Here is a 15,251-nt window from a genome sequence, read left to right on the forward strand (position 1 = left end):
TTTATATTGAAGTAAAATTTACAATAGAATTTTTGACGTTGTCTAGTTCTGGTGACAAATTATTATAAGCCCAAGGATGCTTAGTGTTAAATACATGATCAGCATTTTCGACGGTTTTAAGTTGACTAATTGGATTCCACTCATGTAGTTCTTTTGCCTCATTTATAGATACTGAGGTGTCTTTATTGCCATGAATTATAAGCATTGGAATATCTAATCGTTTTACAGCAGATTCTATATTAAGGCGTTTTTCATTGGTTTTAAAATCTTTGTAGAATTGGTAGTAATGTGGCATTTGTTGCTTTGTTCTGCCGTTTAAAACATATTTTACGCCACTATCTCTCCATTCTTCTATGTCTCCAACCGTTGCTGTACGTCTTCCAAAATCACTTACACTTGCTAAAGTGATGAGCTTTTTAATTCTACTGTCTTCTGATGCTTTTAGTATTGCTATTCCACCACCACGACTATGCCCAACCAAGCAAATTTTATTAATGTCTGCAAATGCGCTATTATTAAAATGATTTTCAACCCAGTCAATGACGTCATTTAAATCATCAAGCTCTGTGGTGTAGTTATTATTGCCAAAGGCTTCTAAATCCGGAAAGTCAATAGGGTTTTCAATAGTCCCACCATTATGAGAAAAATTAAATTTAATAAAACAGAACCCTTCACTGGCTATAGATTTCGCCATCAGTTTCCAAGCTCCCCAATCTTTAAAACCTTTGTAACCATGACAGAAAATTAAAATGGGATGATTGGTTTTATTTTCTGAACAAAATGTATCAATTAAGATGGGTTTTTTATCTTTTCTATTTAGTACTATGTTTTTTTTAATGATCATTATGAGAGTTTATTTTCAATAAAATCAAGTTGTGGGTTGCAAATTTCTACGATAAGTTTTTTAAGCTCTATTTCAAAATTCTGTAACGTTTCTTCAGTTACAAGCTGATCTTTAGTTCTACTATGCGTCGATGGTTTTTTACCAAATTTCAGTAATCCTGCACCTAGGTTTTTAAAAGAGATAATTCCTGCTTCAATAGGAAATTCTAAGCGTTTATTTTGATGCATCATATAGGCATAAGATAAAATCTGAAACGACTTACTGTACTTGTCATAATCTGTAATTAGGTTTTCCCAATCTGCAATTTCAACTTTACTTTGTTCAACTTTACCAGATTTATAATCAATAACGCGTGTAATGCCGTTACATTCATCTACGCGGTCAACTTTCCCTGTTAGTTTAATGGGAAAATTTAGTTCTTCAATTTTAATGTCTATGGTGTTTTTAACCTCTATAGCGATTATTTTTATATTGTTACCGTTGTTAAGACTTTCAATTTCTGAAATTATAAAATTTAAAATATAACGTTGTGCAATTTTATAAATAATGAGGTTCTTTCCTTTTGTAAAATCACCGTCTTTATAAAGGTTTTTAAAGTGACGTGTTACAGTTTCCTTTATTCGGTTTTTGAAATCTTTAAGAATGTCAACGGTTAAAAAATGGCCTTCAAAAGGTTTATAAAAGTCTTCTAATGTATCATGAATTACTGTTCCTAAAGTATTCGCTGCTATATTTTCTTCAACGTCTTCAAACGTTTTTATATCTAGTATTTTTTCATAATAAAAGTCAATTGGGTTTCTTATATAATTTGTTAAAGAAGATGGAGAAAACCCCCTTAAGGCTACAGCTTTTAATTTCTCTAAGACTAAGTTGGTTTTTGTTATTTGTTTTAATTTTTGTTTTATTAATGGTACTTTAGAAGACAATATGCTATGTTTAATATCATGGATCTCTTCTATTTCTAATTGTGTAATAAACCTACTTTTTTCACCACCTTTTAAAGCATCAACCTCTGTGTTATAAAGTATATACACGTTTTTTGCACGTTGCAGTAGTCTGTAAAAGTGATAGGTGTAAACGGCATCTTTTTCTTTGTAAGTTGGTAAACCATTTTCTATTTTGACGTCAAATGGAATAAATGAGTTATTAGTTTTCCCTGATGGTAGTATACCTTCATTTACAGAGCTTATAATCACAGTTTCAAAATCTAAAACACGAGATTCTAACATCCCCATAATTTGTAACCCTTCTAATGGTTCTCCTTTAAAATCTAAAGTTTCTGAACTTAAAAGTTCAATAAATATTGAATGCAATACAGCTATTGAATTTAGGTGCTTGTGACTATTATTTAGCAGAGACAACTGATTAAATAATATATTGAAGCGATATAAATACTCTAACTCTAAGCTATTATTAGTTTTATTATTATCATAATTCGTTTTAATACTAAAAATTAGTTTTGAGCAATTTTTTAGAGCTATATCTGGATTATCTTCCCAGTTTCCGAAGAGCAAGCTTATTAATTCAGAATCTAATTTACACAGTTTTTTAAGGTCATTTGGTTTTACGTAAACTAAATTATTTTGCTGAATATGCTCAATTATCTTGTCACAGCCATTATCATTTTCTTCATCGTTTAATAAATTATATATTGAAGGATGTGTAAGGATGTCTATAATATCTTTGTAATAAAGATGATCAGGATTACTCTTGTGTAGCGAAAATAAATACTCAAACAGTGATGCTAATGGTACAAATTTTAAAGGCAGACCCATAGTTACATTTAGCGCTTTGATTTGTCTAGGGATTGAATTTAGTACAGGTATTAACAAATTTTCTTCACCTAAAATAACAGCAACGCTAGACAGGTTTTTGTTAGTAGTACTAATCTCTTTAAGTAGTTGACCAATATGTTTTGCTTGTCCTACAAATTTTGGAATTCCAATAACTTCAATATTTTTATCTTCAGTATAATGAGAGGAAACCCAATTAAATGGTTGTTTTTGAAAATAGTTCCATTCCTTTAGATGTTTTCTTGTAAATAGACCAGCATCATGGATTGGATCTTCAATAAATACTTTGTCTATGTCCCAGTATATGTGAGCTATATCGTTTTGTAAAAGGCCTTGTATTATTTGAGATTCTGCAGTATTTAAGGCATTGAACCCTAGGAAAACATGATTCTTGGTTGAATTATGTTCTATATATACTTCTAGATTTTCTGCTGCTTCTCTATAAATAAGTCCTTGATAGCCTCTTTTAGATTTTAATAAATTATCTCTAAAATCCTTATAGTATGTTTTAAGTTTATTCCAGAATTTTAAATGCGTTTTAATTAAATCTGTCTGGTTATTATTTAAAGACCAATGGTTAATCTCTTTAATGGCTTTTAAATAATCAAAGATGTGTTGTTGTGGTACAAGGTATCTATCTATCTCGTTAAAGTCTTGTAAAAGTATTTGAGCCCATTTAGAAAAAGATTCGAATGACTCTAGTTCATTAGCATTAGTTGAGCTTTTATAAGAAGTGTATAGCTCAAATAGTAGTTCTACGTTAGTAATGGTTTTTAACCCAGACAATTCTTCTACAAACTCTTCGATACTTACAATTTGAGGAACAAAAACAGGTACTGTTAATAGATGCGCAAGTTGATGTTTTAAGAATACACCTGCACGTTTACTAGGGAGTATAAAATTTAAATCTTCAAGATTTAGATTCTTTTTCTGTAGATCTGTTAATACAGTTTTTATAAAACTATCCATTTTATAAAAATAGAAAAACGCCTCGGACAACCGAGGCGTTTTTTAGAAAATATATTATAATCTATATATTAATTTTTAGGAATAAGAACAACTTCTACACGTCTGTTGTTTTTTCTACCATTTCTAGTTTTATTATCTTCAATTGGATTATCTTCTCCAAATCCTCTAGTATCTAATCTATCTGCTGCAATACCGTTAGCAATTAAGAAATCTCTAACTGTATTAGCTCTTCTTTCAGATAATAATTGATTAGATGTTTTAGCACCTACGCTATCTGTATGGCCATCAATATGGAACTTAGAGTTTGGATATTCTTTTAATATCGCTGTGATGTTCATTAGTACATTTTCAGATTCATCTTTAACAGATGCTTTACCTGTATTAAATAATATGGTCTTAGCATATTCATTTAATATATCCATTTCAGCTTTACTTGGAGCTTGTCTTGGACAACCGTCTAAAGCAACTTCACCTGCTTCGTTAGGACATTTATCATCTTTATCTAAAACAGTATCACCATCAGTGTCAGCCCAAGGACATCCATTGTTAGCAACAGGACCAGCTTCATTAGGACATGTATCATTACCATCAGCAACACCATCACCATCAGCATCTGGACATCCCATTAATGCTTTAAGGCCAGCTACGCTAACACATTTATCATCTTTATCCATTACGCCATCACCATCTGAATCAGGGCAACCGTTAAATTCTGCTAAACCAGGAGTGTTAGGGCAATCATCTTTAGAATCTTGGATACCATCATTATCAGAATCAGGACAACCATTAAAAATTTCTAATCCAGCTTCTTCAGGACAAGCATCGTCTTGGTCATATATACCATCATTATCAGTATCTGTACCACCAAATTTAAATATAACACCAACTGAATGTTGCCAGTGCTTTGGTAAATAATCCTCGAATGAGTGCTTGTAGCTTGTTTGTGCTTCAAGGCCTAACTTTTCATTGAACCAGTATTTTACACCTAACGTTCCGTTTAATGTACCAGCACCAATATTGTCTACCCAAGTGTAACCACCACCAACTCCTAAAAACGGATCGATAGTTTTAGATTTGATTGTACTCATGAAACTGTAAGTTACAGCAGCATCTAAAGCATAATAAGATAAATCATCTGCATTAACTTGTATAGACTCTCCACCAGGTACATCAATTGAACCTAATTTAGAAATTTTGTTTACCGATCCTCCTACGTTTAATGTAAAACCATCACTAAGATATCTTGAAACACCTATTCTAGAAACAGAAGGAAAAACATTCCAGTGATCTGTTGCGTTAAAAAATTCGTCAAAATAATCACCTCTTGGCGCGTCTTCACCGACTGGGTAAAGATCCACGGCATTTATACCAAAGCTAAGTGCCCATGGGTTGTTTTTATCTTGCGCATTTGAAGTGCTGAAGCTCACCAAAAGCACTGTTACAAATAATAATCTGCTAAGATTTTTCATACTCTAAATAATTTAATTTTAAGTGTTAATTGTTGGTAAAAGTAAGTTGTTAAATATTATTAACAAAGACAAATATATAAAAATATTGTTACAACGCCCTAAAATAGTGTGTTTGGAACGATTTTAAATAATTTCTAGCATTTTACCTACCTTAATAAATGCAGAAATAGCTTTATCTAATTGGGTTTTATCGTGAGCAGCGGATAGCTGCACCCTGATTCTTGCCTTATCTTTAGGTACGACTGGGTAAAAGAAACCAATAACATAAACACCTTCTTCTAAGAGCATATTAGCCATAGTTTGAGAGAGTTTTGCATCATATAGCATTACAGGGACTATTGCTGAGTCTCCGTCCACAATATCAAAACCAGCCTCTTTCATACCTTTTTTGAAATACTTTGTATTCCAATCTACTTTGTCTCTTAAAGTGGTATCGTTTTTTAACATATCAAATACCTTAATCGAAGCGCCTACTATAGCTGGCGCTAAAGAATTTGAGAATAAATAAGGTCTAGAGCGTTGGCGTAGTATTTCAATAACCTCTTTGTTTGCTGTGGTATAACCTCCCATTGCACCACCCATAGCTTTGCCAAGCGTACCTGTAATGATATCTATTCTTCCTAAAACACCTTTTTCTTCTAGTGTGCCAATACCTGTTTCTCCTATAAAACCAGTGGCATGACACTCATCTATCATTACTAGAGCATCATACTTGTCAGCTAAATCACATATTTTATCCAAAGGAGCTACCAAGCCGTCCATAGAGAATACTCCATCTGTTACTATAATTTTAAAGCGTGCGCCATTTTCATTTGCAGCTATAAGTTGTTGCTCTAGATCTGCCATGTCGTTATTTTGATAACGATATCTAGCAGCTTTACACAATCTTACGCCATCTATTATAGAGGCATGATTTAAAGAATCTGAAATTATAGCATCTTCTTTAGTAAGTAAGGGTTCAAATACACCACCATTAGCATCGAATGCAGCAGCATACAATATAGTGTCCTCAGTACCGTAGAAATCAGCAATTTTTTGCTCAAGTTGTTTATGTATATCTTGTGTACCACATATAAAACGAACTGAAGACATTCCGAAACCATGAGAATCTAAAGTGTCTTTTGCGGCTTGCACAACATCTGGGTGAGATGAAAGTCCCAAATAGTTGTTCGCACAAAAATTTAATACTTTTTGCCCTGTATTTAAAGTAATCTCAGCTCCTTGAGGAGATGTTATAATACGTTCCTCTTTATAAAGACCAGCGTCTTTAATAGATTCTATTTCTTGTTGTAAGTGTGTTTTTATACTTCCGTACATGCTTTTGGTGTTAGTTATGAAACAAAGATAGTATGTAAAAATTAGACTTCGATAACATCGATTGATTCATTTATGTAAACTAAAATTTTCTTAATCACAGTATAATTCATTTCATTTAAGACTGTCGTGTAATCATTGAGTTGTGATTGATGATACGATTTCTTTTTACCTGTTTTATAATCTATAAGAATAGCTTCGTTATTTGAATTTATATTTAATCGATCTGGTCTTAAAAGCTGTCCAGAACTCGTAATAATATCACGTTCATTATAAATTTTGAAATTATCTTGAAAATAGAGATTAAGTTTAGGGTGCTCTAATACATTTAAGACGACAGACCTTAAGTCACCTATCGTCTCATTACTAATATCTCCAGTCATTAATAAATCATCAAAAGCAAAATCGACATCCTGCACTGATTTAATTTTAGACAGAATTAAATGTACTAAATTCCCTCGTTCTATTGCTTTTTCTTGTTGGGTATCCCAAAGTAAACCAGATTTGGTTATAATGCTTAGGTCATGGTCTTCTTTTGGTACAGATATTAATTTAATCGGCTCTAAAGACTTATTTTTCAAAGGTTTATCTTTTTTATTTGATTCGCCAAAACTATAAACGAGAAGATTGTCAGACCAAACACTAGTATTTTGTAAATAAGATATAAGCATTCCCGAGTAAGTTTTATCACTCACTTCTCCTTTAGAGCTTATATCTTTTTTAGAAATAATATAGAGTTGCTCAACGGCTCTAGTTAATGCTACGTAAAGTAAGTTGATGTTATCTAGTTCTAGTTGAGATTGGTGTGTATCGTAAATATGTTTTCCTTCGTCTCCAAAATGTTCTAAATCCTTATTGTAATTAAGAAGTAGTGTTTCAAAATTATTATAATTGTCTTTGTCTGTAGGAAACCAAACCTTGGGATCTAATTCTCTGTAAATATTTAAATCTGCAAATGGGAATATAACCACAGGAAACTCTAAACCTTTAGATTTGTGTATGGTCATTATCCTTACAGCATTCATATCATCAGGCGAAACCACGCTGAGGCTGTCTTCTTTCTTTTCAAAATATCTAATAAATGCAGATAAATCTATATTTTGTTTTTGTGAAAACTCTAAAACAAAATCTAAATAAAATTGCAGATAAGCATCAGATGTATTGTTGAGTTTAAATACCCGAATGAGTTCTTCAATGAGTTCATATAAAGGTAACTGAAGTAGCTTTTCTTTATTCGTGTAAATATTTAACGACCTGAGACTTTCAAAAATATCATTTATACTTTTCTTTATATGTATTGAAAAGAACAGATGTTTATCTTCTATTTTATATTGCTCAGCTAAAAAAGAAAGTACGTTAACTTTTAGACCACTATTTGTAGGTTGTAATAGTAATTTTAAAAATGAATTAAGGAAAATAACTTTGTCTGAGTTTTTTAAGAGTAATGTTTCGGAAGAAGTAATGGTTATGCCATGTTCACTTAAGTACTTTGCTATGGCAACTCCTTCTTTTCGTTTTCTAACAATAATACAAATTTCATCTAAATTATAGCCATTTGTTTGGCATAACTTTATAGTGTCTAAAGTTTGTTTGGCATATAGTTCAGTACTATCATCTTCTCTTTGAATATCTAAAAAATTAAGACTTACATAGCCTTTAGATATATTGTGTAAATTTTGACTAGCGTTTTTATAGAGTTCCGAATATGCTGAATTACTAAAATGGTGTTGACTTAAGAATTCAAAAAATGAATTATTGAATTCTATGACTGCTTCGGCACTTCTATAATTGGTGTCTAGAGTAAGTACTTTAGCTTCAACCTGAAAAGGTTTTTTTGTTTTATTGTAAAGCTCAATAAATTGTTCGGCTTCTCCACCACGCCATCTGTAAATAGCTTGTTTAGCATCACCAACCAACATCGCAGAACCGTTTGCAGAAGACAGAGCGTTATCTAATAATGGCACAAGGTTTTCCCATTGCATTTTAGAGGTGTCTTGAAACTCGTCAATAAAATAATGTTTAAATTTTTCGCCTAAACGCTCATATATAAAAGGTGTGGGTTGATCTTTAATTTCGTTACTAATAATACTATTGAATTCTGAAATTAGCATTTTATTCTGCTCTTCTTTTATGGTATTCACTTCTTTCTGAATCGCATTTAAAACAGAAAGCGGTGTTATGTTTTTGTAAAACCCTTTTTTAAGTTTTAAATCAAAAGCTGAAGTTTTTGTTTCCTTAAAAGCTTCAGCTAAATTAGACTGTATACTTTCAATGGTAGCCGCAATTGTCTCTGTAACACGTTTTGGATATAATGTATTGCCTTCAATTAAATCCTTTTGCCAAGCGGAATTAAAATTTAAATCTATTTTTTTTAATTTTAAACTTTCAAAATGTTTCGGGAGTGATTTTCTGTTGAAGTCATCAAATTGTAAACCAGACTCGTCAATTAAAGTTAGAGCATAAGTAGCAATATTTATAATATTCTTTTCTAATTGGTCAATCTCTTTAGAAAGTTCTGTTTTTAATTTCTGAAAATCATCTAATGTTTTGTTATCTAATGTTTTAATTGCGGCAATGTCATTTTCGTTAACAAGTAGCTTTGAAATTTTGTTAAAATCATAACTAATATCCCAACTCTTATCATCGTCGGCTTTTTCTATTGCAAAATCTACTAGAATTTTAGTGAGTTCTTTATCGGTACCAGCTTTAGCAATTAGACTATCAACGGCTTCACTTAAAAGGCGCTCTTGGTCTAATTCAACTTCAAAATTTACAGGAAGCTTTAAATCGTGAGCAAAGGTTCTAATAACCCGGTGTGTAAAACCATCTATCGTAGAAATATCAAAAGCACCATAATTATGAATAATATGTTTTAGCAGGTGCTTAGATTTATTATGAAGCTTTTCTTTTGAAATAGACAATTCATCACAAATTGCTGTAAACATTGGATGCGGATTACTTAGGCTCTCTTTAGATGAAAATAGTCGTAACATAGCAATAATGCGCTCCTTCATTTCCCGAACCGCTTTATTGGTAAAGGTGAGCGCTAAAATGGACTTAAATTGATAATAATTGTCTGACTGAATTAAAATTTTTAAATAGGATTTTGCTAGCGTGAATGTTTTTCCGCTACCTGCAGATGCATTATAAATTTTAAAAGGAGAGTTTTGCAAAAGATAAATTTTATACCAAAATAGGGAATCTTAATAATTTATTTGGAGTTTCTTGTTTTCAATATTGTAAATTTGTTAAAATCGATTTATTAATACTTAAAAAATATAATATTATGGCTTTTGAATTACCAAAATTAAAATACGCTTATGATGCTTTAGAACCGAACATTGATGCTCGTACAATGGAGATTCATCATTCTAAACACCATAATGGATATACAACCAAGCTTAATGCAGCATTAGAAGGCACAGATTTAGAAGGTAAATCTATCAAAGATATTCTTGCAAATTTAGATATGAGTAACGGTGGAGTAAGAAATAACGGAGGAGGATTTTACAATCACTCTTTATTCTGGGATGTAATGAATCCAGAAGACAGAGGTTATCTTTCTGGGGATTTAAAAGACGCTATTGAAGCTGAATTTGGATCTAAAGACGCATTTATTGAGGCATTTAGTAAAGCGGCAGCTACACAATTTGGTTCTGGTTGGGCTTGGCTATGTGTTCATAAAGGCGGAAAGGTTGAAGTTTGTTCTACACCAAACCAAGACAATCCATTAATGCCTGGCGTAACTTGCGGAGGAACTCCAATTTTAGGCTTAGATGTTTGGGAGCATGCTTACTATTTAAATTACCAAAATAGAAGACCAGATTATATTAATGCATTTTTTAATGTGATTAATTGGAACGAAGTTGAAAGGCGTTATGCTGAAGCAAAGTAGTTAAAATAAGATACTATAAAAGGAAAATCCAAGTCGTAAGGCTTGGATTTTTTTTATGTTGTAATATGTGTTATAAGTTTTTTGAAATCTTTCCTTTTCGAAAATATTGGACATGAAAAAGGATGAACAGATGTTCATCCTTTTTGCCCCAAATCTACCATAAACTTAACCTACTTATGTTATGGTGAATCAAATATAAGTGTACATTAATTTAACTAATCAATTTTTTGGACAAACGACCTATATATTAGTCTAAAAGTGGAAAGTACTATGTTTAGTTATTAATAAGTGCCATATAAATAAAGAAATTAGAGACTTACTTAAAGTAATACTTTAAATTATATACATAAAAAAAGGTGAACTAAGTTCACCTTTTTTTGCCCCAAATCTACCATGAACTTAACCTACTTATGTTATGGTGATACCAATGTAATTTAATTTGTTAAAAAATCGTTATATATCGGATGAAACGCAATATTCTTCGACATTAGACGTATTTTATCGGATAAAACGTTATTTTGAGGTGTTATTTAGTAAGCACGTTCTTTATTTCCTTCATAAAAATTGATAAATGCTTTATTTACCACTCTATTGCCACCTGCCGTAGGGTAATTACCAGTAAAATACCAATCGCCTAAATTTTTAGGACATGCTTTATGTAAATTTTCAACAGGTTGAAATATTATCTTTACTTCGGCATTAACGTCTTCATCGCTTAATAATTCAGCAATCTTATCAGAGATCTGTTCAGCAGAAAAGTTATTATAGATTTCCTTGACGTAGTTAACTACTTTTTTGTCTTTCAGGTTAACCTGACTTAAACATTTTTTATAAACTTCATCAACAATATGATATTGATTGTTATCTTTTAATAATCCTAATGCAGCTCTAAAAGCGACTAAACCTTCGAGATTTGCCATATCTATACCATAGCAATCTGGGTAGCGTATTTGAGGAGCAGAGGAAACCACAACAATTTTCTTAGGCTTTAACCTGTCCATCATTTTAATGATACTCATCTTTAATGTTGTACCTCTTACAATACTATCGTCTATAATAACCAAGTTATCTGTTGGTTTAATAACACCATAAGTAACATCATAGACGTGAGCTACTAAATCGTTTCTGCTACTATCTTCTGTAATAAAGGTTCTAAGCTTAACATCTTTTATTGCTATTTTTTCAATACGAGGTCTTTCAGATAGAATTTCTGTAACTCTTGCGGCCGAAAGCTTTGTACCTCCGTCAAGAATTGATTTCGTTTTCTTTTGGTTGAGATGTTCTTCAACGGTATCAATCATTCCAAAGAAAGAGGTTTCAGCTGTATTTGGTATAAATGAGAATACAGTGTTTTCTGTATCGTTATCTATAACCTCAAGAACTTTTGGCATTAATAGTCGGCCTAGTTCTTTTCGTTCCGCATAAATTTCGGCATCACTACCACGAGAAAAATAGATGCGTTCAAAAGAACAAGCTTTTCGTTCTAATGGTTGTAATATTTTTTTAATTTTTGTTTCTCCAGATTTTTTTGTGATAATGGCGTGGCCAGGATCTAGTTCTTTTACAGCTTCAAACGGTACATTAAAAACGGTTTGTATTACAGGGCGTTCTGAAGCGACAACAACAACTTCATCATCTTTATAATAATAAGCAGGTCTAATACCAGAAGGATCTCTAAGCACAAACGAATCACCATGACCTAATAAGCCAGCCATAGCGTAACCTCCGTCCCAATTTTTAGCGGCTCTTTTAAGAATCTTAGCAACGTTTAAACGCTCTGCGATTAAAGGGGAACATTCAATTTTGTTATAACCTTCCTTTTTTAAATCTTTATATATTTTGGCAACAGCATCATCTAAGAAATGACCAATTTTTTCCATTACAGTAATGGTATCTGCTTTTTCCTTTGGGTGCTGACCTATTTCAATTAAATTATCAAAAAGCTCATTAACGTTAGTCATATTAAAATTTCCGGCGACAATAAGATTTCTGTGTTGCCAGTTATTTTGTCTTAAGAATGGGTGTACACTCTCAACACTATTTTTACCGAAAGTTCCGTAACGTACGTGACCTAGCAATAACTCACCAACATAAGGCATGTGTCTTTTTTGTAGCGCCACATCATCTTGGTAATGTGGGTTTTTTAGAAAATCGGCATTTATGCGTTCATTAATCTGAGCGAAAATATCTTGAATAGGCTGTTGTGCAATAGAGCGGACTCTACTTATGTAACGTTCACCAGGTTTAGTGTCTAACTTTATACTTGCAAAACCAGCTCCGTCTTGACCACGATTGTGCTGTTTTTCCATCATTAAATACATCTTGTTTACACCATAAAAAGCACTACCATACTTTTCTTTATAGTATTCTAATGGTTTTAAAAGTCTAATAAGTGCAATACCGCACTCATGTTTTAAAGCATCACTCATTTTAGTTATTCGCTATTAGTATTAATAAATCTGAATATATTCAGAATAAAAAAACGCACTCAAATTTTGAGCGCGTTGGTTTATGTTAGTTCTATATCAAATTGCGTTAGACTCTTAAATTGGTCTAAGCGTTTATAAATTTCTTTATCTGTTAAGGTTTGCATACGTTCGGTGCCAAATTTTTCAACACAGAAGGATGCTAAGGTAGATCCGTATATAACGGCTTTCTTCATATTCTCAAAAGAAAAGTCACCTGTTTTTGCTAAATAGCCTGAGAAACCCCCTGCAAAAGTATCACCTGCACCAGTTGGGTCAAACACTTCTTCTAAAGGTAAAGCTGGAGCGTAAAAAATATTTTCATTATGAAACAACAATGCCCCATGTTCTCCTTTTTTAATCACAACATATTTAGGACCCATGGTATGAATTTTTCTTGCAGCAACAACTAAAGAATATTCTCCAGTTAATTGTCTTGCCTCTTCGTCATTTATTGTAATGACATCTACGTTTTTAATTACAGACAACAAGTCATCTAGAGCTATATCCATCCAAAAATTCATGGTGTCTAAAATAGCTAATTTAGGCTTTTTAGTCATTTGATTTAGTACACTTTGTTGAACTCCTGGGTGTAAATTACCCAACATTACTATTTCTGCATCTTTGTAGTTTTCTGGAACAACTGGGTTAAAATGTTCCAAGACATTTAATTCTGTAGCTAAAGTATCACGAGAGTTCATATCGTTGTGATATTTCCCACTCCAAAAGAAAGTTTTACCGTCTTTTATGATTTCGACACCTTCTATATTAATATTTTTATTTTTTAAAAGGTCTAAATATTCCTGAGGAAAATCACCACCAACAACAGAAACAGCTGCAGCATCTACTTTGAAATTTGAAGCTGATAAACCTATATAGGTTGCTGCTCCACCAAGAATTTTGTCAGTTTTACCAAAAGGAGTTTCTATAGCATCAAAAGCTACAGTTCCGACAATCACTAATTTACTCATTAAAGTAAGTTTGAATTAAGGTGCAAATTTACATAAAATATATTCCTTGTGAAATAACAGTGTGTCTTTAAAATAAGGATATTACTTCCTCCCAAAATCAGCAGGAATTTCACCCCAAGCCTTGGTTTCCCATTTAACAATAGTCGTAGAATAGTCGTTTGTTCTTAACCATTCTACAGCGCGATCTACTAAATCATAAACCGGTTTATTTTTTACACTACGTTGTAGTTTAGAGTTACAGATCTTTTTGCGTACCCAACTCATCGCAGTTCTAGAGTCTGTATACATAATACGCTCACTATTATGTTGTTTTAAAAATGCCAAGCCATGTACTAATGCTAAAAACTCTCCAATATTATTAGTGCCTTGTTCAAATGGCCCTTGTATAAAAAGTTGTTTTTTAGTTTTGGTATCAACACCTCTATATTCCATGATGCCAGGATTTCCACTCGAGGCTGCATCAACTGAAATAGAATTATAATTAGGCAAACCTATCTTTTTGAGTTGAATATTAGAAAGGCCACTTGTGAAAGTTTTATTTTTACCTATATAATCAAAGTAATTACCTTTTAGAGCTTTTTTAGCGGCTTCAAATGTTGTGAATGATTTATACTGTGCACCTTGAAAATCTTTAATTTGTGCTTTACAGTCATTCCAAGATTTAAATACTCCTATATGATGACCTTTCCAAACGGTATAATATTTCTTTTTACTCATTCAATAATTGATTGACAACTTTAGGAAAATGCTCAATCTCCAACAAATGAATCTTTCTAGCCACATCTTCTGCTGAGTCCGTAGGTAAAACATTACACTTTGCTTGAAAAATAATAGCTCCTTCATCGTAATTTTCATTCACATAATGAATGGTTATTCCAGTATCAGTTTCTTTATTGGCAACTACAGCTTTATGAACATTCATCCCATACATGCCTTTACCACCATATTTTGGTAATAATGCAGGGTGTACATTTATAACCTTTTTAGAAAATTGGTTTAAAATAAATTCAGGAAACTTCCATAGAAAACCAGCTAAAACAATAAGGTCTGGTTGTGCCGCTATCAGTATATTTAAGACATCTTCAGATTTTGAAAAGGCAATTCTATTAAATGATAAAGCGCTAACATTCAAATTTTTACAGCGATTTAAAACTTTAGCATGAGGGTTGTTAGTTAGTACCTGTATAACAGACGCTCTATCGCTGTTGTGAAAAAACTTAATTAAATTTTCAGCATTACTTCCAGATCCGGACGCAAAAATTACAATACGTTTCATTTACAGGTATATTTGTTCTATTAATCAAACAAAAAAAAGAATAATAATTAACAATTAGGGTAAAACCGAAAGACTTCTATCTTTTTTTGCTAAATTATAAGCACATTTTATCGGTAAAGATGATTTTTAAAAGAAAGTTTTTTATTTTTGCCATCTAATTAAAACTTAAAATTAAAAGATTATGTCAGACATTGCATCAAGAGTAAAAGCAATCATCGTAGATAAATTAGGCGTTGATGAAAACGAAGTTGTAAC

Annotated in this window: 10 protein-coding genes and 1 pseudogene; 2 read left to right on the forward strand and 9 right to left on the reverse strand. The window is 32.0% G+C overall.

Going from position 1 to position 15,251, the window contains the following annotated elements; genetic code table 11:
• Position 1 precedes the first annotated feature (1 nt).
• The 5 genes from B2U95_RS01005 to B2U95_RS01025 all read right to left on the reverse strand — a co-directional run bounded on the left by B2U95_RS01005 (position 2) and on the right by B2U95_RS01025 (position 9,562).
• The gene (locus tag B2U95_RS01005) at positions 2-844 is read right to left on the reverse strand and encodes an alpha/beta hydrolase family protein (RefSeq protein ID WP_296311517.1); all 843 of its coding nucleotides are present in this window, start codon (positions 842-844) and stop codon (positions 2-4) included.
• The gene (locus tag B2U95_RS01010; protein WP_296311520.1) at positions 844-3,606 is read right to left on the reverse strand and encodes a PD-(D/E)XK nuclease family protein; all 2,763 of its coding nucleotides are present in this window, start codon (positions 3,604-3,606) and stop codon (positions 844-846) included. Before B2U95_RS01010 ends, B2U95_RS01005 begins: the two co-directional genes overlap by 1 nt.
• Positions 3,607-3,674: 68 nt before the next feature.
• Complete coding sequence (locus B2U95_RS01015) at positions 3,675-5,075, reverse strand: OmpA family protein (RefSeq protein WP_296311524.1); 1,401 nt, start codon at positions 5,073-5,075, stop codon at positions 3,675-3,677.
• A gap of 123 nt (positions 5,076-5,198) precedes the next feature.
• Positions 5,199-6,392: a glycine C-acetyltransferase gene (gene kbl / locus B2U95_RS01020; RefSeq protein ID WP_296311526.1), complete on the reverse strand. Its 1,194-nt coding sequence runs from the start codon at positions 6,390-6,392 to the stop codon at positions 5,199-5,201.
• A gap of 41 nt (positions 6,393-6,433) precedes the next feature.
• Positions 6,434-9,562 carry a UvrD-helicase domain-containing protein gene (locus tag B2U95_RS01025; protein WP_296311529.1) on the reverse strand — a complete coding sequence of 1,043 codons (3,129 nt, stop codon included), beginning with the start codon at positions 9,560-9,562 and terminating at the stop codon, positions 6,434-6,436.
• 113 nt (positions 9,563-9,675) lie between these two features.
• On the opposite strand from B2U95_RS01025, the gene B2U95_RS01030 reads away from it, so the two are divergent.
• Complete coding sequence (locus tag B2U95_RS01030) at positions 9,676-10,284, forward strand: superoxide dismutase (RefSeq protein WP_296311533.1); 609 nt, start codon at positions 9,676-9,678, stop codon at positions 10,282-10,284.
• A 530-nt stretch (positions 10,285-10,814) separates the two neighbouring features.
• Here B2U95_RS01030 and B2U95_RS01035 read toward each other — a convergent pair.
• From B2U95_RS01035 to B2U95_RS01050, 4 genes are all read right to left on the reverse strand, one after another.
• On the reverse strand, positions 10,815-12,713 hold the full coding sequence (locus B2U95_RS01035) for an amidophosphoribosyltransferase (RefSeq protein WP_296311536.1): 1,899 nt from the start codon (positions 12,711-12,713) through the stop codon (positions 10,815-10,817).
• A gap of 80 nt (positions 12,714-12,793) precedes the next feature.
• The gene (locus B2U95_RS01040) at positions 12,794-13,720 is read right to left on the reverse strand and encodes a PfkB family carbohydrate kinase (protein ID WP_296311539.1); all 927 of its coding nucleotides are present in this window, start codon (positions 13,718-13,720) and stop codon (positions 12,794-12,796) included.
• 81 nt (positions 13,721-13,801) lie between these two features.
• Positions 13,802-14,437 carry a ribonuclease H family protein gene (locus B2U95_RS01045; protein ID WP_296311540.1) on the reverse strand — a complete coding sequence of 212 codons (636 nt, stop codon included), beginning with the start codon at positions 14,435-14,437 and terminating at the stop codon, positions 13,802-13,804.
• Positions 14,430-14,996, reverse strand: coding sequence for a phosphoribosylglycinamide formyltransferase (locus B2U95_RS01050; protein ID WP_296311541.1), 567 nt, complete (start codon positions 14,994-14,996; stop codon positions 14,430-14,432). The genes B2U95_RS01045 and B2U95_RS01050 overlap by 8 nt, the downstream gene beginning before the upstream one ends.
• A gap of 181 nt (positions 14,997-15,177) precedes the next feature.
• On the opposite strand from B2U95_RS01050, the pseudogene B2U95_RS01055 reads away from it, so the two are divergent.
• A pseudogene (locus B2U95_RS01055) lies at positions 15,178-15,251 on the forward strand (acyl carrier protein); the annotation flags it as partial.

The sequence above is a fragment of the Winogradskyella sp. UBA3174 genome, from assembly GCF_002364335.1.
Taxonomy (GTDB): domain Bacteria; phylum Bacteroidota; class Bacteroidia; order Flavobacteriales; family Flavobacteriaceae; genus Winogradskyella.